The organism is Priestia sp. FSL R5-0597 (assembly GCF_038006305.1).
Taxonomy (GTDB): domain Bacteria; phylum Bacillota; class Bacilli; order Bacillales; family Bacillaceae_H; genus Priestia; species Priestia zanthoxyli.
This window is the reverse complement of sequence record NZ_JBBOUZ010000001.1, coordinates 2,584,611-2,607,051: the sequence shown is the minus strand read 5'-3', so window position 1 is coordinate 2,607,051 and position 22,441 is coordinate 2,584,611. Positions and strand designations below refer to the sequence as shown.

The 22,441-nt window shown below is 40.0% G+C and carries 22 protein-coding genes and 2 riboswitches; of the genes, 19 read left to right on the top strand and 3 right to left on the bottom strand.

Annotated features, from left to right (window positions below; all coding sequences use genetic code 11):
- Positions 1–218: 218 nt before the first annotated feature.
- Positions 219–1,922 carry an NAD-dependent malic enzyme gene (locus tag MKX72_RS13290; protein WP_033579179.1) on the top strand — a complete coding sequence of 568 codons (1,704 nt, stop codon included), beginning with the start codon at positions 219–221 and terminating at the stop codon, positions 1,920–1,922.
- A gap of 12 nt (positions 1,923–1,934) precedes the next feature.
- Entirely contained in the window at positions 1,935–2,891 is a 957-nt protein-coding gene (locus tag MKX72_RS13285; RefSeq protein WP_034269159.1) for an AEC family transporter, read from the top strand.
- A 45-nt stretch (positions 2,892–2,936) separates the two neighbouring features.
- On the opposite strand, the gene MKX72_RS13280 is transcribed toward MKX72_RS13285, so the two are convergent.
- The gene (locus MKX72_RS13280) at positions 2,937–4,115 is read right to left on the bottom strand and encodes an NAD(P)/FAD-dependent oxidoreductase (protein WP_013057328.1); all 1,179 of its coding nucleotides are present in this window, start codon (positions 4,113–4,115) and stop codon (positions 2,937–2,939) included.
- A 33-nt stretch (positions 4,116–4,148) separates the two neighbouring features.
- Positions 4,149–4,601 (bottom strand): DUF1641 domain-containing protein, encoded by a 453-nt coding sequence (locus MKX72_RS13275; protein WP_013057327.1) that lies wholly within the window; start codon positions 4,599–4,601, stop codon positions 4,149–4,151.
- Between the two features lie 429 nt (positions 4,602–5,030).
- Between MKX72_RS13275 and MKX72_RS13270 the strand changes: the two genes are divergently transcribed.
- From MKX72_RS13270 to MKX72_RS13255, 4 genes are all read left to right on the top strand, one after another.
- Positions 5,031–5,447, top strand: a complete 417-nt coding sequence (locus MKX72_RS13270) for a hypothetical protein (protein ID WP_028413111.1) — start codon at positions 5,031–5,033, stop codon at positions 5,445–5,447.
- Complete coding sequence (locus MKX72_RS13265; RefSeq protein WP_033579177.1) at positions 5,444–6,727, top strand: ammonium transporter; 1,284 nt, start codon at positions 5,444–5,446, stop codon at positions 6,725–6,727. Before MKX72_RS13270 ends, MKX72_RS13265 begins: the two co-directional genes overlap by 4 nt.
- A gap of 134 nt (positions 6,728–6,861) precedes the next feature.
- Complete coding sequence (locus MKX72_RS13260; protein WP_013057324.1) at positions 6,862–7,059, top strand: IDEAL domain-containing protein; 198 nt, start codon at positions 6,862–6,864, stop codon at positions 7,057–7,059.
- Positions 7,060–7,356: 297 nt separating this feature from the next.
- Positions 7,357–7,734: a hypothetical protein gene (locus MKX72_RS13255; protein ID WP_155008063.1), complete on the top strand. Its 378-nt coding sequence runs from the start codon at positions 7,357–7,359 to the stop codon at positions 7,732–7,734.
- Between the two features lie 39 nt (positions 7,735–7,773).
- Here the strand turns inward: MKX72_RS13255 and brnQ are convergent, their stop codons facing one another.
- The gene (gene brnQ / locus MKX72_RS13250; RefSeq protein WP_155008064.1) at positions 7,774–9,129 is read right to left on the bottom strand and encodes a branched-chain amino acid transport system II carrier protein; all 1,356 of its coding nucleotides are present in this window, start codon (positions 9,127–9,129) and stop codon (positions 7,774–7,776) included.
- A 386-nt stretch (positions 9,130–9,515) separates the two neighbouring features.
- Between brnQ and MKX72_RS13245 the strand changes: the two genes are divergently transcribed.
- From MKX72_RS13245 to MKX72_RS13185, 13 genes are all read left to right on the top strand, one after another.
- Entirely contained in the window at positions 9,516–10,787 is a 1,272-nt protein-coding gene (locus MKX72_RS13245; RefSeq protein WP_033579176.1) for a cation:dicarboxylate symporter family transporter, read from the top strand.
- Between the two features lie 107 nt (positions 10,788–10,894).
- Entirely contained in the window at positions 10,895–11,932 is a 1,038-nt protein-coding gene (locus MKX72_RS13240; protein ID WP_155008065.1) for a M42 family metallopeptidase, read from the top strand.
- Between the two features lie 352 nt (positions 11,933–12,284).
- Entirely contained in the window at positions 12,285–12,443 is a 159-nt protein-coding gene (locus MKX72_RS13235) for a hypothetical protein (protein ID WP_014459832.1), read from the top strand.
- 147 nt (positions 12,444–12,590) lie between these two features.
- A riboswitch (cobalamin riboswitch) is annotated at positions 12,591–12,769 on the top strand.
- A gap of 118 nt (positions 12,770–12,887) precedes the next feature.
- Positions 12,888–13,067: riboswitch (cobalamin riboswitch) on the top strand.
- A 101-nt stretch (positions 13,068–13,168) separates the two neighbouring features.
- Positions 13,169–13,549 carry a (2Fe-2S) ferredoxin domain-containing protein gene (locus MKX72_RS13230; protein ID WP_033579174.1) on the top strand — a complete coding sequence of 127 codons (381 nt, stop codon included), beginning with the start codon at positions 13,169–13,171 and terminating at the stop codon, positions 13,547–13,549.
- Between the two features lie 13 nt (positions 13,550–13,562).
- Positions 13,563–15,185 carry a precorrin-3B C(17)-methyltransferase gene (gene cobJ / locus MKX72_RS13225; RefSeq protein ID WP_034269175.1) on the top strand — a complete coding sequence of 541 codons (1,623 nt, stop codon included), beginning with the start codon at positions 13,563–13,565 and terminating at the stop codon, positions 15,183–15,185.
- A 17-nt stretch (positions 15,186–15,202) separates the two neighbouring features.
- Positions 15,203–16,120 (top strand): sirohydrochlorin chelatase, encoded by a 918-nt coding sequence (locus MKX72_RS13220; protein WP_155008066.1) that lies wholly within the window; start codon positions 15,203–15,205, stop codon positions 16,118–16,120.
- Positions 16,117–16,884 (top strand): precorrin-6A reductase, encoded by a 768-nt coding sequence (gene cobK, locus MKX72_RS13215; RefSeq protein WP_155008067.1) that lies wholly within the window; start codon positions 16,117–16,119, stop codon positions 16,882–16,884. Before MKX72_RS13220 ends, cobK begins: the two co-directional genes overlap by 4 nt.
- A gap of 5 nt (positions 16,885–16,889) precedes the next feature.
- Positions 16,890–17,537, top strand: a complete 648-nt coding sequence (locus MKX72_RS13210; protein WP_013083415.1) for a precorrin-8X methylmutase — start codon at positions 16,890–16,892, stop codon at positions 17,535–17,537.
- Positions 17,538–17,540: 3 nt separating this feature from the next.
- Entirely contained in the window at positions 17,541–18,644 is a 1,104-nt protein-coding gene (locus MKX72_RS13205; protein WP_033579170.1) for a cobalt-precorrin-5B (C(1))-methyltransferase, read from the top strand.
- Positions 18,634–19,830 carry a bifunctional cobalt-precorrin-7 (C(5))-methyltransferase/cobalt-precorrin-6B (C(15))-methyltransferase gene (locus tag MKX72_RS13200; protein WP_033579169.1) on the top strand — a complete coding sequence of 399 codons (1,197 nt, stop codon included), beginning with the start codon at positions 18,634–18,636 and terminating at the stop codon, positions 19,828–19,830. Before MKX72_RS13205 ends, MKX72_RS13200 begins: the two co-directional genes overlap by 11 nt.
- A gap of 2 nt (positions 19,831–19,832) precedes the next feature.
- Positions 19,833–20,534 carry a precorrin-2 C(20)-methyltransferase gene (cobI, locus tag MKX72_RS13195; protein WP_033579168.1) on the top strand — a complete coding sequence of 234 codons (702 nt, stop codon included), beginning with the start codon at positions 19,833–19,835 and terminating at the stop codon, positions 20,532–20,534.
- Positions 20,531–21,307 (top strand): precorrin-4 C(11)-methyltransferase, encoded by a 777-nt coding sequence (gene cobM / locus MKX72_RS13190; RefSeq protein ID WP_033579167.1) that lies wholly within the window; start codon positions 20,531–20,533, stop codon positions 21,305–21,307. Before cobI ends, cobM begins: the two co-directional genes overlap by 4 nt.
- Positions 21,304–22,428 carry a cobalt-precorrin 5A hydrolase gene (locus MKX72_RS13185; protein ID WP_034269184.1) on the top strand — a complete coding sequence of 375 codons (1,125 nt, stop codon included), beginning with the start codon at positions 21,304–21,306 and terminating at the stop codon, positions 22,426–22,428. Before cobM ends, MKX72_RS13185 begins: the two co-directional genes overlap by 4 nt.
- The last annotated feature ends 13 nt before the right edge of the window (positions 22,429–22,441 follow it).

Genomic DNA, 22,441 nt, shown 5'->3' with positions numbered 1-22,441 from the left:
GTATTTTGGCGTAAGGAAGATCCGGACGATGAATCGTTCGGATTTTTTTATTGTTAGGTTGAACACAGGTTTCATTTATCCCGTTTTTTCGTCTTTAGATTGTATTGATGTAGTTATGCCTCAATCTCTTTTTTGTTTTCATTAAAAATAAATGGTTAAAAATATATCTCTTTGCTGAACCTAACCCTATCTAATTGTTCACGAAAAGAGGTAAAAACATGAGAGCATATAAAGTAGAAAAAGATGGGTCAATTTCAACTTCACTAAAAGGAAAATCAGTTTTATCCACTTCTTATTTAAATAAAGGCTCTGCTTTTACTGAAGAAGAAAGAGAAGAGCTTCATCTGCAGGGACTTCTTCCTCCAACGGTCTTAACGTTAAAAGAGCAGGCAAAAAGAGCATATGAGCAGTTCGAAAAAGCGCCGAATGATCTTCAAAAAAATAATTCGTTAAATGATCTGCATAACCGGAACGTTGTGTTGTTTTATCGTTTATTAACCGATCATTTAAGTGAAATGCTTCCCATTATTTACACGCCTACTGTAGGTCAATCTATTCAAGAATACAGCCATGAATATCATCGTCCTGACGGCTTATATTTATCCGTAAATGAAGCGGACAGATTAAGTGAGGCGATTGAAAACTTAGGGCTCGACAGCGAAGATATTGATTTGCTTGTAGTCACGGATTCAGAAAGTATTTTAGGAATTGGGGACTGGGGAGTAGGAGGGATCAATATCGCAGTTGGAAAGTTAGCGGTCTACACAGCTGCAGCAGGAATTGACCCAAGCCGCGTACTGCCTGTTGTTCTTGACATGGGGACCAATAATAAAAAGCTTCTTGAAGATCCTTTGTATTTAGGAAATCGTCATGAACGAGTAAAAGGAGAAGACTATAATCGTTTTATCGCTCAATTTGTAAAAGAAATAACGGCCAAGTTTCCTAAAGCGCTTCTTCATTGGGAGGATCTTGGTAATATTAACGCGCGACACATTATGAAAGAATACGGCGATAAAATTTTAACATTTAATGATGATATTCAAGGAACGGGAGTAATTACTCTTGCAGCCGTTTTAACAGCCGTCCGTATTACAGGTACGCCTTTAAAAGATCAGCGGGTTGTTGTATTTGGACCGGGATCTGCTGGAATTGGGAATGCTGATCGTATTCATAGTGCGATGATGCTTGAAGGGTTATCTGAAGAAGAAGCATATGATCGTTTTTGGGCATATGATTACAGAGGTCTGTTAACGGAAGATATGGAAGATTTAGCTCCTTTTCAACAGCCATATGTTCGCCAAAATGAAGAGATTAAAGAATGGGAAAAGGGCGATGAAAATAAAATTTCACTGTTGGAGCTTGTCAAGCAAGTGAAGCCAACGATTTTAATTGGAACATCAGGCGTCACGGATGCTTTTACCGAAGAAATTATTAAAGAAATGGCAAAGCATGTAGAGCGCCCGGTGATTATGCCGCTTTCAAACCCAACTAAACTTGCTGAAGCTGTTCCGGAAAATATTATAAAATGGACGGAAGGAAAAGCCCTTATTGCAACAGGAAGTCCATTTGAACCCGTTGAATATAACGGGCACACTTACGAAATCGGACAGGCTAATAATGCATTTGTGTTTCCAGGTCTTGGTTTAGGTGCAATTGTGGTTCGCGCTCAAAAGTTTACTGAATCTATGTTTGCAGAAGCAGCCAATGCAGTAGCGCGTATAGCAGAAACAGATACAAAAGGAGATACGCTTCTTCCAAATATTAAAGATCTTCAAAAAGTATCAAAGGCGGTTGCTGTGGCAGTTGCCGATGCTGCTGTAAAAGATAACGTAGCAACTGTTACCGAAAAAAATGTAGCTGAACTTGTAGAAGAAGCGGTATGGCAGCCTGTTTATAAACCTGTTAAGGCAAGAAATGAATGAGGTGAATGATAAATGAGCATAGGTCAAATTTTTCTCATTCTCGCGCCTATCTTTTTTGTCATTTTGCTTGGTTATTTAGCAGGGCATTTTAAAAAATTTGACAAGCAAACGTCTAAGGGGCTTAACACATTAGTAACGAAGTTTGCGCTTCCTGCACACTTATTTGTAGGTGTGACGACAACGCCAAGAAAAACACTCATAGATGAATGGCCGTTTTTAGTTGTGCTGATTTTAGGCATCGTCGGGTTTTATCTCATTATATTGCTCATCGTGAAGTATGCAGGGAAGCATACGCTAACTTCTTCTTCTATGTTTGCTCTAAACTCAGCTCAGCCAACGTTTGCTTTTATGGGCATTCCGGTACTTGGAGGCTTGTTTGGTGCAGGTGCAGTAGCGATTCCAATTGCCATCACAGGAATCGTGGTGAACGCGATTTTAGATCCGTTGGCAACGATTTTGGGAACCGTTGGCCAAAGGGGACGAAAAGAAGGGGAAGAGAAAACAAGTTTATTCAAAGTAACGGTTCATTCTATTTTGCATGGTCTATCTGAGCCTTTGGCATGTGTCCCGTTAATTGGAGTGATTTTAACGCTTTGCGGCTTTCAGTCACCTAAACTGTTACAGGATATGCTTGATCAAATTGGAAGTATCACATCCGGAGCAGCTTTGTTTGCGGTAGGAGTAACGATTGGAATTGGAAAAATTAACTTCAGTAAAGGCGCGCTTGGGATCGCTGTCTTAAAAGTAGCGGTTCAACCGATCGTTATGCTCGGAATTGCAGTATGGATAGGGCTGTCTTCAGATGAAGTGACAAAAGCTATTTTACTGGTAGCTTTTCCTGGGTCTGCTGTAGCTGCGATGATTGCTTTGAGGTTTGAAAGCTTGGAAAACGAAACGGCCTCTGCTTTTGTCATTAGTGCTATTTTATCGTTGATTACGCTTCCGCTTCTTATTTCTTGGCTTATGTAAATAAAAAAACGAAAGAGGGAAATTCCTCTTTCGTTTTAAGACGGATTAATAAGCTAATGCGAATAATCCTTTGATATGAGATAAGTAACGAACGTTACTTGCTTCTTTCATAAGTGATGCTGGTAAACCTTTTAATTGCGTTTTGTTTCCGCCGATTGTACCAATTGCATCTTTGCGTCCAAGACTTCCTAGTGTACCAGAGAAGACAGGAACGAATGATTCCATTGCTCCGCCGCGAATAGCTACTGCTAAGTTCACGCCTACAACTTCACCCATTTGCCAAGCTAATTGAGCAGTAGGTGGGTAAGGGCGACCTTCTGGACCCATTACAACCGCTGAGTCACCAGCAAGGAATACATCTTTATGAGATGTAGATTGTAAGAATTCATTTACAAGTGCACGACCGCGGTTTACTTCGATACCTGAGTTAGCAACTACAGAGTTACCTTGAACTCCGCCAGTCCATACCATTGTTTTTGTTTCAATTTTGCTGCCGTCTTTAAGTTCAACAGTTGTAGCATCCATTTTTGTTACAGGTGTACCAGTAACGAATGTAACGCCACGTTTTGTTAAGCTTGATTGAGCGCGCTCTACTAATTCAGCAGGGAAGCCTGGAAGAACTGTAGGAGCTGCTTCTACACAGTATAGAGAAATTTCTTTTGGATCCACACCGTGTTTTAGACATAGGCTTGGCATTAAGTCAGCGTATTCACCAACAAGTTCGATACCTGTTAATCCGCCACCGCCAACTACGATTGTACCGTCAGCTTTATTTTTTGTTTTGCTGTATTCAGCGATACAAGCTTCTACGTGTGCACGTAAACGGTTTGCATCATTTACTGATTTAAGAACGAAGCTGTGCTCTTCTAAACCAGGGATACCGAAGTAAGCAGTTTCACTACCTAAAGCTGTAACAAGGTAGTCGTAGCTTAATTTTGTACCATCTTCAAGAGATACTTCACGTTGATCTGGTGAAATTTCTTTTACCGTTGCAATTTTTAAATCAACGTTGTAGTTTTTAAGTAATTTATCAAGTGGTAAAGCTACCGCTTGTTCAGAAACGCCGCCTACAGCTAGACGGTGTAATTCTGTAATGATTTGGTGAGTAGCAAAACGGTTCACTACTGTAATTTTTGCTTCATCCGCACTTAGGTGTTGGCGAGCTGTCATTGCAGTTAATAAACCACCGTAACCGCCGCCTAAAATTAAAATATGTTTTGACATAGTCGATCCTCCGTCCACACTTTTTAATGAAAATTATTTTTGTTTTTCGTTTGTAATGTCTAAATACGCTTGTGCAAAGCGGAATAGTTTTTGAGCTTGTGGATCTTTAAGCATGCGTAATAAACCGAATAAACCGATTGAATTAGAAGCATTTGCTTCTGCACGATCGTTTGCTTCGATTGCAGTAGCTGCAAGACCTTTTACTGTTCCTTCTACTGGCTCGATAAATTCTTTTACTCCACCAAGTAGATCTTCTTTTAATACGTCGTCAGTTAATAATGATTGCGCAACGTCGTAAGTTTTTGTAAGCACCGTTACCATTTCAGATAATTTTGGTAAATTATCTACAAGAACAGTAAGAGCTTCTTGTACTTCAGGCTTTAACAATTGATCTAACACATCCGCTTGACCTTTGTTAACCGCCGCTTCTGTTTGTACAGCAGCATTTTCCTCTGCAGCTGATTTTTGAATAGTTGATTGAGACATGAAAAGTCCTCCTTTGCTGGATACTGTTGCATATGTAGTTCCTAGTTATCTGCTAGACTTTCAAACTACATTGTGAAGTTGTGAAATCTTGCACATAATTCTATTTTAATTTTAATACGAGATAAAATCAACTCATTTCGTTGAAAAAATAAGTGAAGAACCTCGTAACCCTTTGTTTAATAAAAGTTTATAAAAAATAAAGCGAATAATTGCCTAGGTAAATAAAATTAAAATAGGGAACTAACATGATTCCTCTTCCTACGATAAAACAAATAACGTCATATTTCAACACATACGAACTTAATATTCTATAAGTATTAAAAAGATAGGGCGCATTTACTATTTAAAGAGTTTTCAAAAAATTACATTGACTTACTATAGTGTTCTACATATAATCAGAATATAACATCTTATGTAAGGAGATATAACATGGTTATAGTGGATGAACTTTATCATAATGTGGTCATTACATTGCCTCAATTAAAATTAATTGAATTTATAATGAAGTTAAAAGAAGCTAAAGCACAAGAAATAGAAGATATAAAAGCGAAAATTAGTAAATACGAAGAAAAGAAACGTGCTGAAGAAGCTTGGTATCAATCACTATCACCGTTTCGCAAATTTTTTACCGGGCGTCCTTTAAGTCAGCATCAAGCGGTCGAGTATATGGTATACGTAAAGGAACGCTTTAAAAAAATTGATCACCTTAAAGCACAAATGCGAGAACTTCATGAAGTTCTTGAATTAATAAAAGCGGAAAATGAAGAAACAAGTGAAATTACGCTTTCGCCTGCTATTGTACAAGAAATAAAACGATTAAAAAGCAGTGGAGGCGTTGGGATATGAGTGTTAATGAACTAAGTTTAGGGATAAATACAACGTGGGTTGTATTAACAGCCGCGATGATTTTGCTAATGGAAGGCGGCTTTGCCTTGCTAGAGGCAGGTTTTGTCCGCTATAAAAATAGCGTCAATATTATTATGAAAGTATTCGCTGATATTACAATAGGAACGCTTTGTTTCTATTTAATTGGGTTTGGATTAATGTACGGAGATGATTTAGGCGGAATCGTCGGTAAAAGCGGTTTTGCGCTCTCAGGTAATTTATCGCACCTTGACATTCCAATTGGGCTTGAAACATTTTGGCTGTTTCAATGTGCGTTTGTTATTGCGGTCATTTCTATCGTTTCTGGAGCGGTGGCAGAACGAATTAATTTCCGCGCATATCTTTTATATGCGATTTTAATGACTACATTTATTTATCCTATAGCCGGCCACTGGATTTGGGGAGGCGGATGGATTAGTAAGTTAGGGATGCTTGATTTTGCCGGTTCGGCAGTTATTCATGCTTTAGGCGGTTTTTCAGCTTTAGCAGCTGCAATAATGATTGGACCGAGAAAAGGGAAGTTCACGAAAAATGGAATTAGTTCTGTTTCTCTTCCAAGCAATTTGCCGCTTGCATCAGTGGGTGCTTTTTTATTATGGTTTGGATGGTTCGGGTTTAATGCAGGAAGTACGCTAAGTGCCACTGACGTTAGAATTGGTCACATTGCTATTGTCACAATGTTATCAGCAGCAGCAGGGGGAGCAGCTACTTTATTTTATACTTTATTTCGCTACAATCGTTCAGATGCACCTTCTGTAATAAATGGATCGCTTGCCGGACTTGTCGGCATCACGGCCGGGTGCGCTTTTGTTAATACACCATCTGCTATTTTTATTGGAGCTGTATCCGGCTTATTAATGATGGCAGCTACAAACTGGCTCGAAGCACGTCAAATCGACGATCCTGTAGGAGCTTTTCCTGTACACGCTGCTTCGGGAATATGGGGCACGTTGGCTGTGGGTTTATTTTCTACAGACGGCGGTGTGTTTACAGGAGGGAGCTGGACGTTATTAGGTGTTCAACTTCTCGGATTAATTGCTCTATGCGCTTGGGGATTTGTTACGACGTGGATAGGGTTAAAGGTTATTTCCTTGGTGGTTCCGCTTCGATCTACGGAAGAAGAAGAAGAAGTGGGCTTAGACATCAGTTACCACGGTATCATGGCAGCTCATCAAGCTCCTGAATTTATTGAATATGAAAACTACTATGCGGAAGTAAAAGAAAAAGCCGCAGATTCGTAATAAAAGGCCGCGCCTTATAACAAAAGGGCGGCCTTTTTATGTGGAAAAAAATAGATGTAAAATACTTGGTTTAAATGATTGAAAAGTCAGAATATTTGTGTTATATTATAAAAAAGCCAAGGAGTTGATTTCTTATGAAAAAGAATTTACTTAATTCACCGCAAAAATCCAACGGAAAGGTGCTTGATGCATTATTCGCTGAGATGATTTTAGACAAGGCGATTGCAGAATTTCGTAAAGCACAGCTAAAAGAAGAAATCGACCGCACGCTATTGATGAAAAATAAAGAAGAGTTTCTAAAACTCTCATCAGAACTTAAACAAATTTCTTAATTACTTACTATACTTCACACACCATCTATTTTAGATGGTGTGTTTTATTTTTGAGACCTACTAAAAGGGATTAATTAGTAATAATTATGGACCTCCATGTACGCTTAATGGGTTTACAGGATCTCGAAACGGGGAAACCGTTCCAGAGTTCAAATTTGATAACTATTATCCACCAGCAAACGGAGCGGAACTATATCAAGTGGTAAATGGGGAAGAAGTACTTTTAGCTACCTACGTGGTAGAAGAAAAACGATTTGTACCAGCGGTTGCTAAACCAATGTAAAGGAATGTTTTTTTATGATTCGAAAAGGTTTGTATGCAGCATATAATGAACGAGACTACGAATGTTATGAAACGGAAAATGGGTGTGTAAAGCTGATTAGCTATGATAAAGGCGATGTAGCAAATGGATTCATTCCATACAATGACACGACTTTTACAAAAGAAGTTCCTCGTGATGCTGTTGAAGAAGTGTTTTTTGTAGCTCCGTATGCTACTTATCAAAATGACACGTTTGATGTGTCAGCTGCTTCTGATGTTCGAGTGCTTTTGACCACATCTGAAAAAGAAAAAGCTGATAAATATCATTTTCAACGAACGGATAAATATCTATATGAAAAACGTGTGTTAAAGGAAGAAGTGAAGTTAACGGAGAAAAAAACTCCTTATTCATAAAACGCCACAATAAAAAGAGGATGCATTTGCATCCTCTTTTTATTTAATCAATTTTCTTGAAGTGTTTCTGTTCGTATTATCATTTGTACGAAGGAAGGTAATGCCAAGACCGATTAATCCTCCTACAATAGCAGGAACTACCCAGCCGAGACCCACTCCATACATAGGTAGAATCGATGTAAACAGATCGTTTACTGCGGCAATTTTGAATCCAGCAGCATTTAAGCCATCAAATAAACTAACGATAAACGTGAACAGAAGGCTTACTTGGTAAACTTCAGAACGTCCTTTAAATAAAGGATGTAAGAATGTTAAAGCAATTAACACAATAGCTAACGGATAAATAGCTGTTAAGACTGGAACCGAAATAGCGATTAATTCCGTTAAGCCAAAATTTGCTACAACGGCGCTGAAAGCTGATAAAATGACAGCAATCAACTTATAAGAAACCTTTGGAAACAGCTTATGGAAGAAAGATGAACAAGATGTTACAAGGCCTACACTTGTTGTTAAACAAGCAACGGTAATCATCAGACCTAAAAGAATTCCTCCGTAAGAGCCAAAGTAGTAATTTGATACTTCAGCCAAAACCGTACCTCCGTTATCAAGACGTCCAAGCTCTGATACGCTTGAAGCACCCATATAAGACAATGCACTATAAATAAGAGCCAAAATAACGGCAGCGATAGCCGTAGCTTTTGCACAAATTGTGATGATTTGTCGGTTGGTCTTTGCTCCTTTTTCTTTAATTGCATTAATAATAATAATTCCAAAAACAAATGATGCTAGTGTATCCATTGTTAAATAACCTTCTTGGAAGCCTTTAAAGAATGCGTGCGTTGTATAAGCTTCGCTTGGTGCTTCAAATTTTCCAATTGGGTTCACAACGGCTACAACTACCAATATTCCAATAAACGTTAATTTAATAGGTGTTAAAACTTTTCCTACTAAATCGACAATTTTCGCAGGATTTAGCGAAAAAAAGCACGTAATCGTAAAGAAAATTACCGTGAAAATGATAAGGGGAAGGTGACCTGAATTTTCTGATAAAAAAGGCTTAACGCCAATTTCAAACGAAACACTTCCCGTTCTTGGCATTGCAAAAAGCGGTCCAATTGCCAAGTATAAAATCGTAGTAAAGATAATACCGAAAGCTGGGTGTACACGACTAGCTAAAGACTGCAGATCCTCTTTTCCGGAAAAACCAAACGCGAGAACGCCTAGCAGAGGCAGACCTACACCCGTTACTAAAAATCCAGCATTTGCTGACCAAATATTGCTTCCAGCAGACTGACCTAACATTGCAGGGAAAATTAAATTACCTGCGCCGAAGAATAGGGCAAAAAGCATAAAGCCAATAACCACTATAAATGAAAAAGGAACTTTGTTTGACACATTAAAACCTCCAAAATTATAAATGCTTTTTATTATCGTGTTGAATAATTAAAATTTTCAGAATTTTATATTCGAATAATAAAAATAAACATGTATCGTATTATACTAACCTAAAATGTATATTTCAATATAAAATTTTATTTTTTTAATTTATTCGCTAAAATAGCAAAAATAGAAAAATACGCAGCGAAAAAATCTCGGTATACAACAATCATTTGATATGATAAAACAGAACTGTAAGTTTTAAAAATTTGCATGTGCGGCCTTACATTTTTTTAGTAAAGAACTGTTTACATAAGGTGCTGTAAGGATGTATATTTATACACGGTTCGTTGAACCGCATATGCTCGATGGGTGAAAGTCAACTGTGCGAAAGGAGCAAGAAAGTGAAAAGGTTAGGTCTAGCAACTCAGATTCTAATTGGACTGATTTTAGGCGTAGCTGTAGGTGCTATCTTTTACGGAAGCGATACGGCCATTTCTATTTTACAGCCAATTGGAGACATATTTATTCATTTAATTAAGATGATTGTCGTACCGATCGTGATTTCAGCATTAATCGTAGCGGTCGCAGGAGTAGGCGATATCAAAAAATTAGGTAAGCTTGGCGGAAAAACAATTCTTTATTTTGAAATTGTTACAACCATTGCGATTGTAGTGGGGATTATTGCCGCGAACTTATTCCACCCTGGTGCAGGGGTTGATATGGGACATATTGAAAAAAGCGATATTTCTCAATATGAGGCAACGGCAAAAACGTCTGAAAGTACAGGGATTGCTCAGGAGCTTCTTCATATTGTTCCGACAAACGTCTTTCAGTCGGTAGCAGAAGGCGATCTTTTACCAATCATTTTATTTTCCGTACTGTTTGGTGTAGGCGTAGCTTCGATTGGACAGAGAGGAAAACCTGTTTTAGCCTTTTTTGAAGGCGTCTTGGATGCAATGTTTTGGGTAACTAATTTGGTGATGAAATTTGCTCCAGTAGGTGTATTTGCACTTATTGGTGTTAATATTATAAAGTTTGGTGTCGGATCACTTATTCCATTAGGGAAATTAGTGTTCGCCGTTTACTTCACCATGATTTTCTTTGTGCTTGTGGTTCTTGGAATTATTGCTAAAATGGCTGGAACAAGCATGTTTACGCTCATAAAAGTGTTAAAAGACGAGCTGCTTCTTGCTTTTACAACAGCAAGTTCAGAAGCCGTTTTACCATCTCTTATCAAAAAGATGGAAGACTTCGGTTGTTCTAAATCGGTTACATCGTTTGTTATTCCAACAGGCTACACGTTTAATTTAGATGGTTCAACCATTTATCAGGCGCTGGCATCGCTGTTTATTGCTCAAATGTACGGCATTGACCTTTCCATTATGGATCAAATTCAGCTCCTTCTTGTGTTAATGTTAACCTCAAAAGGGATGGCTGGTGTACCAGGGGCATCGTTTGTAGTTGTACTTGCTACGCTTGAATCTATGGGCTTCCCTCTTGAAGGCATGGCATTTATTGCAGGAATTGACCGCATTCTTGATATGATGCGTACCACAGTTAACGTAGTAGGAAATGCTTTAGCTGCAATTGTAATGTCCAAGTCTGAAGGCGAGTTTGATAAGCAAAAATCATTAAATTACACAAATGAATTAAAGAAATCAAACATAGCTTAAAACAAAAAAGCCGGGCAGCTGCCTGGCTTTTTTGTTTGGAGCTGCCTGTTATCTTTTTTGAAACATATGGTAAAATAAAAGAAATGAGAGACAAAGGAAGTGTCATAATGACGGAAACTGTTCAGTTAATTAAAAAGCTTGTTTCGATTCCCAGTCCTTCTGGAAATACAGAAAAGGTGATTTCATTTGTCGAAGACTATGTAAAAGAGCTAAATATTCAAACGTATCGCAATCGAAAAGGAGGCTTAGTCGCTACTATTCCCGGTAAAGATACGGATCATCACCGCATGCTGACGGCTCATGTCGATACATTAGGTGCTATGGTAAAAGAAATCAAACCGAGTGGACGTCTGAAAATCGACTTGATTGGAGGGTTCCGCTACAATTCCATTGAAGGAGAATATTGTGAAATCGAAACGTCAGCAGGAGAAGTATTTACAGGGACCATCCTTATGCATCAAACATCTGTTCATGTGTATAAAGATGCAGGTAAAGCTGAGCGAAATCAAGATAATATAGAAATTCGATTGGATGAAAAAGTACATAGCGCAGAAGATGTTCGCAGTCTTGGAATTGAAGTCGGCGACTTTGTTTCGTTTGATCCTCGTGTAGAAATAACAAAAAGCGGTTTTATTAAATCTCGTCATCTCGATGATAAAGCAAGCGTAGCTTTATTGCTTCAGCTCATGAAAACAATTCAAGAAGAGCAGATCGAACTGCCATACACTACGCACTTTCTTATTTCAAATAATGAAGAAATTGGATACGGAGGAAATTCGAATATTACGCCTCAAACGGTAGAATACTTAGCGGTCGATATGGGTGCCATGGGAGATGGACAATCTACTGATGAATACACCGTGTCTATTTGTGTAAAAGATTCAAGCGGCCCATATCATTACGGTTTGAGAAAGCATTTGGTGGAGCTAGCTAAGCAGCATGATATTCAGTACAAATTAGATATTTATCCGTTTTACGGATCAGATGCTTCTGCTGCTATTCGTGCCGGGCATGACATCGTACACGGCTTAATTGGTCCAGGAATTGATTCTTCTCATGCGTTTGAGAGAACGCATCAAGATTCATTGAACCATACGTACAAGATTCTTTACCACTATGTGCAATCGAACATGGTTCTGCTTTAAGAAAGGAATATTTAATTAGTGTATTTTTATGCAAAACAAAGAGCAGGACGGGACTGTGATGTCTGTACTTTCCTTTCCTAAAAAAGAAGCCGGCTGTCCGGCTTCTTTTTTTAATAAATACTATATATATTTTTACTGGTGAAGCAACAGTTGGTAAAAAAAGCACCTTTTTTAAAGAGGTATAATACGGCTTAAACCTTTTGTACATTTTGTTCATTTACAGAAGTTAAAATGTTTTTAAATTTTTAAAAGTTTCTTGTGACAAGTTTTGTAGAATGGGTTTTCAAAAGGATATGGTTTCGTCATAATGTGGATATAGCGATCACTACAATAATCGGAGGCGAATCTTTTCATGTGGGTACTGACGGTATATGCTGGAAAAGAAATGAAAATGTTTGAATTTGAAACTGAAACGCAGGCGAGAGAAGCTTTTGCAAAAACAAATGGCTGTAAAGTTCTTTCAGAAGTCGTGTATTATAATGATCCTCATTTAACATTAGTAGCTATATAATGAAAAAACAAGAGCTGACTTTATGCTCTTGTTTTTTTTATAGCTTCTTGTATCTTACGAAAAGAATAGAGTTGAAATAAAAAAAAATGTACGCTATGATATGGTAGTTACTTCTATTATTCTGATAGTTTAAAAGGTTCATATATATCAAACAGCAACAGTAAAGATGCCAAGAAGGCTTAATAGGGAAACTGGTGAAAGACCAGTACTGCCCCCGCAACTGTAAGTGTGGACGAACGAGTATAACCACTGTGGAAAAATCACGGGAAGGTTCTCAAGTAGAATGATACACAAGTCAGGAGACCTGTCTTTATTGTGAAGTTTCTATTTCTCCGGGGAGCGGGAAGGGAAACGTTGGCTTAAAGTGGCATTCGTGTACACTTTTATTCTGACGTTTTACCTGCTCGCATATTAGCGAAGCGGGTTTTTCTCGTAGCACAAAACTACATATCGTGCAAAAAAGGTGCGCAATGCTCACATTGCGTTAAATGGGAAGTCTGGTGTGAAGCCAGCGCGGTACCCGCCACTGTGAAGAGGAGCTGATTGCATATGCCACTGTATTCGGGAAGGCGCAATCAAGTGATGAATCGAAGTCAGGAAACCAGCCTTTTTTTAATGCGAAGCTTACCCTACGGGATATAGGTGGAAGTGCAAAAACTTAGTTTGAATTTTTCTGCGCCTCTATCATTGATAGAGGCGTTTTTTTAGTAAAGGAGCGAATAAGTGTGACGACGTGGAACTTAAATGGAACAAAACATCACGTATTGATTTGTAATGGAAGCAGCTGTATGAGAAAAGGTGGAGAAGAAGCCACGCAAGCTATTCGAAATAAAGTGACTGAACTGAATCTAGATGAAGCGGTTCACACAACCCGTACGCGCTGTAACGGAAGATGCAAAGATGCTCCTGTAGCTATCGTGTACCCTTCAGGAGATTGGTACAAGCAGGTCACTGAAAACGTAGCTCATCGAATTGTTGAAGAACATTTAGCAGGAGGCTGCAGTATAAAGGAATCACTTATTTATGAATATGATCAAAACGGTTTTGTTTCTCCGGAAAAGAGTGACTCCATAGAAGGAATTGACAAAGTAAAAAGTAACGCATAAAGGAGGAGCTAGCATGAAAGGTAAACTGTTAGTTATTGGATTCGGCCCAGGAAGCTTTGAACATATTACACAGCGAGCAAGAGAAGCCATTCAAGAAAGTGATATGATCATTGGTTATAAAACCTATGTGGAATTAATTCAAGGACTATTAACGAATCAGCAAATTATTAGTACAGGAATGACCGAAGAAGTAAGCCGTGCACAAGAAGCCGTAAAGCAAGCTGAAGCGGGAAAAACCGTGGCGGTCATTTCAAGCGGAGATGCAGGAGTATACGGAATGGCCGGCCTTGTGTATGAAGTGTTGATTGAAAAAGGATGGAAAAAAGAAACGGGCGTAGAGCTGGAAGTGATTCCTGGCATTTCGGCTATTAATTCATGCGCATCTCTCCTTGGGGCGCCCGTGATGCATGATGCCTGTACGATTAGTTTAAGTGACCACCTTACGCCTTGGGAGTTAATCGAAAAACGAATCGAAGCAGCTGCACAAGCAGATTTTGTAGTAGCTTTTTATAATCCGAAAAGCGGAAGACGCACAAGACAAATTGTGGAAGCGCAAAGGATTTTATTAAAATACCGTTCCCCCGATACGCCTGTTGGTCTTGTGAAAAGCGCTTATCGTGACCGTGAAGAAGTGGTAATGACCAATTTAAAAGACATGTTAAATCATGAAATAGGCATGCTGACTACCGTTGTTGTCGGAAATTCATCTACGTTCTTTTACGATGACTTAATGATTACACCGCGCGGGTATCAGCGGAAATATACCCTCAACCAAACAGAGCAGCCGCTAAGACCGCATCAGCGACTTCGAAAAGAAGCAGAACCATGGGCTCTTGATCAAGAGGAGACTGTAAAGCAAACGGCTTCAGCTATTGAAGATGTTCAGAATACAAAAGAAGAAAAAGCAGCTTCACGAGCTCTGGCAGAAGAAGCGCTTCAAGCAATTTTAGGTGAAACTACTTCACCGGTCGTACACCAGCCAATTGAGTCTATTTTTGAAGTGGCAGTTAGTCCAGGGCTTGCGAATAAGAAGTTTACGCCCGTTCAAATGACAACACTAGCAGAAGTTGTTGGTGAAAAAGGTACGATGGAGTATACGCCTGACCATCAAATCAAACTGCAAATTCCAACGGCTCAGCCAGATGTGATTATTAAAAAGCTCCAATCAGCTTCCTTTTTACTATCTCCAGTCGGAGACGTGTTTACAATTAAAGCGTGTGATTTTTGTGATGGAGAAAAAAGTGACGCCATCCCGCATACGGAACAATTACAAAAGCGTCTCGGTGGAATGGACATGCCAAAAGAGCTGAAGCTTGGTATTAATGGATGCGGTATGGCCTGTTACGGTGCTGTTCAAGAAGATATCGGCATTGTCTACAGAAAAGGTGCGTTTGACTTATTTTTAGGGGCTAAAACGGTTGGACGAAACGCCCATTCAGGTCAAATTGTGGCGGAAGGCATAGCGCCCGATGACATTGTTGAAATAGTGGAGAACATTGTCCATGAATATAAAGAAAAAGGTCATCCAAATGAGCGGTTTCATAAATTCTTTAAGCGTGTGAAGAATGTTTATGGATTCGACTATCAAGATATAACACCAAAAATAAAAGTAGAACCAGCTCCGTGTGGAGATTAAAAATGGGAGGGCATTATATGAAATCAGTTTTATTTGTCGGTCATGGAAGTAGAGATCCTGAAGGGAACGATCAAATTCGCGAGTTTATCTCGACTATGAAGCATGATTGGGACCCATCTATTTTAGTAGAAACGTGTTTTCTAGAGTTTGAACGTCCGAATGTAAGTCAAGGCATTGATACATGTGTGGCAAAAGGAGCGACAGATGTAGTTGTAGTTCCAATTATGCTCTTGCCAGCTGGCCACTCAAAAATACATATTCCGGCGGCTATAGATGAAGCTAAGGAAAAATATCCACACGTAAACTTCGTGTACGGACGTCCCATTGGCGTTCATGAAGAAGCCCTTGAAATTTTAAAAACGAGATTACAAGAATCAGGAGAAAATTTAGAAACTCCAGCTGAAGACACGGCTGTTATTGTCTTAGGGCGAGGAGGAAGCGATCCTGATGCAAACAGTGATTTATATAAAATTACGCGCCTTCTTTGGGAAAAAACAAACTACAAAATCGTCGAAACTTCTTTTATGGGCGTGACCGCTCCATTGATTGATGAAGGAGTGGAACGATGTTTAAAACTGGGCGCTAAAAAAGTGGTTATTCTTCCGTATTTCTTATTTACAGGAGTACTAATTAAGCGTTTGGAAGAAATGGTGAAGCAGTATAAAATGCAGCATGAAAACATTGAGTTTAAGCTAGCCGGCTATTTCGGTTTTCATCCAAAACTGCAGACAATTTTAAAAGAACGTGCTGAAGAAGGATTAGAAGGCGAAGTGAAAATGAACTGCGATACATGTCAATATCGCCTCGGCATTATGGAGCATATTGATCACCATCATCATCACGATCATGATCATGATCATGATCACGGGCACCATCACCACGATCACCATCATGACCATCACCACCATGAAGATAAGGTCGGCGAGTTAAAATGATTTTATTGTTAGCGGGAACTAGCGATGCACGTGCATTAGCTGTTCAAGTGAAAAAAGAAGGTTACGACGTTACGGCGACGGTTGTAACCGACAATGCAGCAATCGAATTACAGCGAGCAGAAGTGAAAGTGAAAATTGGACGTCTCACACAAGAAGATATGATGACTTTTATAAACGAACATGGTGTAAAAGCTATTGTGGATGCAAGTCACCCCTTTGCCGAAGAAGCATCTAAAAACGCCATCGGTGCGGCTGCTGAAACATCGATTCCTTACATACGCTATGAGCGGGCTTCGCAGGCTTTTACCTACGACAATATGACGATGGTTTCTACGTATGAAGAAGCAGCTGAAGTAGCAGCTGAGAAAAAAGGAGTTATTATGCTGACAACAGGCAGCAAGACGCTGCAGGTTTTTACAGAAAAGCTCCTTCCTCTTTCAGATGTACGGCTTGTTGCTCGTATGCTTCCAAGGCTGGATAATATGGAAAAGTGTCAGCAGTTAGGATTGCCGCAAAAAAATATTATTGCTATTCAAGGTCCGTTTACAAAAGAGTTTGATCAAGCGCTTTATAAGCAATACGGAGTGACGGTCATGGTCACAAAAGAAAGCGGAAAAGTTGGATCTGTGGATGAAAAAGTGGAAGCAGCTAAAGAGTTAGGCTTAGATATCATTATGATTGGGCGACCGAAAATTGAGTATGGGACCGTGTATTCCATGTTTGAAGAAGTGGTTCATGCTTTAGTAAACCAAACTAGGAGTTGATTGAGATGGATTTTCGTACAGAATTTAAACCGTTAACTGTTCAGCCTCAGCAAATTGAAGGAAAAAGTTTTGAAATGATTACAGAAGAGCTTGGACCTCATCCGTTTACAGATGAACAGTACCCAATTGTTCAGCGAGTAATTCACGCGTCTGCAGACTTTGAGCTTGGACGCAGTATGCTGTTTCATCCAGATGCGATTCAAGCAGGAATTAAAGCCATTCGCAGCGGCAAGCAAGTGGTTGCGGATGTACAAATGGTGCAAGTAGGAACAAACAAGCAGCGAATTGAAAAACACGGCGGTGAAATCAAAGTTTATATTTCAGATCCGGACGTAATGGAAGAAGCAAAGCGCTTAAATACAACGCGTGCAATTATTTCTATGCGAAAAGCAATTAAAGAAGCAGACGGCGGGATTTTTGCAATTGGGAACGCACCGACAGCGTTACTTGAGTTAATTCGTTTGATTAAAGAAGGAGAAGCGAAGCCTGGGCTTGTTATTGGTCTGCCGGTAGGGTTTGTTTCAGCGGCTGAATCGAAAGAAGAACTTGCCAAACTTGACGTGCCGTTTATTACAAACATCGGGCGAAAAGGCGGCAGTACGGTAACGGTTGCTGCATTAAATGCAATTTCAATTCTTGCAGATCAGGTGTAACGCATGAAGGAAGTACCAAAAGAACCTAAGAAACTCAGAGAAGGCTATACGACGGGCGCTTGTGCAACGGCAGCTACGAGAGCAGCTCTGCTTACGCTAATTTCAGGAGAAGTGCAAGAGGAGTCAACGATTTACTTGCCTGTTGGTCGCTTTGCTACGTTTCATCTTGAAGAATGCGAGTATCGCACAAGCAGCGCTGTAGCCAGCATCATTAAAGATGCTGGAGATGATCCCGATGCCACGCACGGAGCGCTGATTATTTCTGAAGTTTCGTGGTGTAATGGTGCAGACATTATCATTGATGGAGGAGTCGGAGTAGGGCGTGTGACAAAGCCCGGTCTCCCAGTTCCTGTCGGTGAAGCAGCCATTAACCCTGTGCCAAGAAAGATGCTGAAAGAAACGGCTGAACAGCTTCTAGCCCAATACAACATACAAAAAGGCGTTAAGATTGTCATCTCGGTTCCTGAAGGAGAAGAAATGGCGAAAAAGACATTAAATGCGCGTCTAGGTATTTTAGGAGGCATTTCGATACTGGGGACGCGGGGAATTGTTGTTCCGTTCTCAACAGCTGCTTATAAAGCAAGTATCGTGCAGGCCATTAGCGTTGCTAAAGCGAGTAATTGTGAGCACGTTGTCATTACGACAGGGGGACGAAGCGAAAAATATGGAATGAAACAGTTCCCAGAACTTCCGGAAGAAGCATTTATCGAAATGGGAGATTTTGTTGGATTTACGTTAAAACAATGTAAAAAGCAAGGAATGAAAAAAGTGTCGCTCGTAGGCATGATGGGAAAGTTTTCAAAAGTCGCGCAAGGCGTTATGATGGTTCATTCAAAAAGTGCACCTATTGATTTTAATTTTTTAGCAAAAGCAGCTTCTGAGTCAGGCGCTTCTGCTGAACTGGTAGAGGAAATAAAAGGCGCAAACACAGCTTCTCAAGTGGGAGATTTAATGACGCAAAGCGGTCATCATCAGTTTTTCGAAAAACTGTGCGAGTACTGCTGCTTATCAGCATTAAAGGAAGTAGGGGACGGAATCGATGTCGATACGTCTCTTTACACATTAAAAGGAGATTTTTTAGGACAGGCGGTGCAACATGGCAATTAAAATTATTGGAATTGGTGACGACGGGAAGTTAAGTCTACTTCCTATGTATGAACAGTGGGTGTATGAAAGTGATGTGCTAATTGGAGGAAAGCGTCACCTTGACTTTTTTCAAGATTTCGAAGGAGAAAAAGTAGCCATTGAAGGAGGTCTTTCTTCCCTTGTTGAACGTTTAAAAAACGAAGAAGGAAATGCGGTTGTGTTAGCCTCAGGCGATCCGTTATTTTACGGAATTGGAAGCTATCTTTCTGCGAAGCTAGACGTTGAAATATATCCTTATTTAAGTTCTATTCAGCTTGCATTCTCACGTCTAAAAGAGCGATGGCAAGACGCTTATTTTACAAGCGTGCACGGCAGAAGTATAAAAGGGCTGGCTCAGCGCATTGACGGTTATAAAAAAGTGGCGATTTTAACCGATGAGCAAAATTCTCCTAGTGCTCTGGCAAACTACTTGTTATCATTCGGCATGACAGAATACAAGATGTTTGTGGCAGAGAATCTAGGTGGAGAGGCGGAGCGCTGTCAGCTGCTTTCGCTGGAAGAAGCGGCGAATCAACTCTTTTCTCCGCTTAATGTCGTGATATTAAAACAGGTAGAAAAAAGTCCAGTCTGGCCTCTCGGAATAGAGGACGATGAATTTATTCAACGCAAGCCGGACAAGGGACTTATTACTAAAAAAGAAGTTCGTACACTTAGTATTAGTGCCCTGCAGCTAAAGAGAGACAGCGTCGTATGGGATATCGGAACATGTACAGGTTCAGTCGCGATTGAAGCAGCTAAAATTGCGCGTGAAGGACAAATTTTTGCTGTGGAAAAAAACGAAGCAGACTTGGAAAACTGCAGGGGAAATCTAGCGAAATTTCGAGTAGATGCCCATACTGTGCACGGAAAAGCACCGGAAGGGTTAGGTGAGTTTGCTGATCCTGATGCGGTGTTTATTGGAGGGACAGCAGGAGGCATGGAAACCATTTTAGACGTGTGCTGCAGCCGATTAAATTCAGGAGGGCGCATCGTATTAAATGCCGTAACGATTGAAAATTTGGCAGAAGCGATGAAAGCTTTTAAAGAGCGAGGATTTGAGACTGCTGTTACCCTTGCACAAGTTTCAAGAAGCAAGCCAATTTTACACTTAACACGATTTGACGCTTTAAACCCCATTTATATTATTACAGCCAAAAGAGGAGAATGAACATGATTGGAACATTGTACGGACTTGGAGTTGGACCAGGAGATCCAGAATTGATTACAGTAAAAGCATTTCGTAAATTAAAAGAATCACCCGTTATTGCGTACCCAAAAAAGCAAAAAGGAAGCAAAAGCTACGCCCAAAAAATTATTGATGTCTATTTCAGTGCAAATGAAAAAGACATGCTAGGCCTTGTGTTTCCAATGACAAAAGATCCTGCTATTTTAGAGAAAAAATGGACCGAAACAGTGGAACGAGTATGGGAAAAGCTCCAGGAGGGAAAAGATGTAGCATTTGTGACAGAGGGAGATCCTATGCTTTATAGCACGTTTATTCACATGATGCGCCTGATGCAAGAACGTCACCCTCAAGCTCCTATTCAAGTAATTCCTGGTATTTCATCTATTAACGGGGCTGCGTCTCGCTTAGGCATTCCATTAGCAGACGGTGATGAACATGTGGCCATTGTTCCTGCTCGTGAAGATTATGAAACAATGAAAAAAGTATTGGTGGAAAACGACTGCGTTATTTTTATTAAAGTGGCTAAAGTCATCGATTTTATGGTCGGCCTTTTAAAAGAGCTTGATCTGCTTGAAAAAGCATCGGTGGTAACAAAAGTAACGTCAGATGAAGAAATTATTTGGAAAGCTTCAGAACTAGAAGGAGCCGATTTACAATACTTAACGCTAATGGTGGTGCGAAAATGAAGTTATACATAATCGGAGCTGGACCCGGAGATCCAGATTTAATTACCGTAAAAGGCTTAAAATTACTTCAGCAGGCAGATGTTGTTTTATACGCTGACTCACTAGTAAGTGAAGAGCTAGTTGCTAAGTCTAAACCAGGAGCTGAAGTGTTAAAAACAGCTGGTATGCATTTAGAAGAAATGGTCAGTACGATGCTTGATCGCATGCGTGAAGGAAAAATGGTTGTAAGAGTTCATACCGGAGATCCGGCTATGTACGGAGCCATTATGGAACAAATGGTGCTTTTAAAAAGAGAAGGCGTTGATATTGAAATTGTTCCGGGAGTCAGCTCCGTATTTGCTGCAGCAGCAGCGGCTGAAGCAGAATTAACCATTCCAGATTTGACTCAAACGGTTATTTTAACTCGTGCTGAAGGAAGAACGCCTGTACCTGAGTTTGAAAAATTAACTGATTTAGCAAAACATAAATGTACCATTGCTTTATTTTTAAGTGCGACGCTCACAAAAAAAGTAATGAAAGAATTTATAAGCGCCGGTTGGAGTGAGGACACGCCGGTTGTAGTAGTCTATAAAGCAACGTGGCCAGATGAAAAAATTGTTCGCACGACGGTAAAAGACCTGGATGATGCTATGCGAACAAACGGCATTCGTAAGCAGGCGATGATTTTGGCAGGCTGGGCCCTTGACCCCCACATTCATGACAAAGATTATCGATCAAAACTTTATGATAAAACATTTACCCATGGCTTTCGAAGAGGAGTGAAGTCGGAATGATTCAACTCCAAGAAGGAAAAAAAGCTCTCATTACACAGCGCGGGGATTATGCTGTCGTGGCCATCACGAAGCATGGCGTAGAAATTGCAAGAAATCTAGGCCGCACTTTTCAGCAGTCCGATGTGTATTACATGAGCAAGTTTGAAAAAGGAGACGAAAGAGAACAGAACATTCAGCTGTTTTCAGGAAGCGTGCGGATGCTCTTGCCTTCTCTTTTTGAATCGTATAAAGGACTTATTATTATTATTTCACTGGGAGCAGTTGTACGTATGATTGCCCCTATTTTAAAAGATAAGAAAACGGACCCTGCGGTTGTTGTCATTGATGATAAAGGCGAAAATGTCATCAGCGTGCTTTCAGGTCATATCGGAGGAGCAAATGAGCTAACGCGTGAAGTTGCGGCAGCACTTGAAGCTCATCCTGTTATTACAACAGCATCCGATGTTCAAAAAACGATTCCCGTTGATTTATTTGGTAAGCGCTTTGGATGGGTGTGGGAATCAGCAGAAAAGCTAACCCCTGTCAGCGCTTCTGTAGTAAACGAAGAAGCAATAGCGGTGGTTCAAGAATCAGGTGAAAAGGGCTGGTGGCACTATGAGCACCCTGTTCCAGCTAACATTAAAACGTACTCATCGATTCAGACAGCTCTCGAAGCATCGCCACATGCAGCCTTGGTCGTAACGCATCGCAATTTAAAAAAAGAAGAAGAAGCGATCTTAGAAAACGGTGTTCTTTACCGTCCAAAAGTACTGGCGATTGGGATGGGGTGCAACAGAGGAACAAGCGCAGCGGAAATTGAAACCGTTATTGAAAAAACGCTTGCTGAACTTCAGTTTTCAATGAAAAGCGTAAAAGCATTATGTACAATAGAGTTAAAGAAAGATGAAGAAGGGCTGCTAGAAGTGGCGTCTAAGTACGGCTGGGAGTTTGTCTATTATTCGCCCCAAGAGCTAAACAGCATAAGTATCCAACAGCCTTCAGATACTGTCTTTAAATATACAGGTGCATATGGCGTTAGTGAACCTGCTGCTATGTTATACAGCGGTGCTGATACGCTTGAACTTGTGAAGAAAAAGTCAGGGAATGTCACCATTTCAGTGGCGCTTATTCCATATGACTAAAGGAGAGAACAAC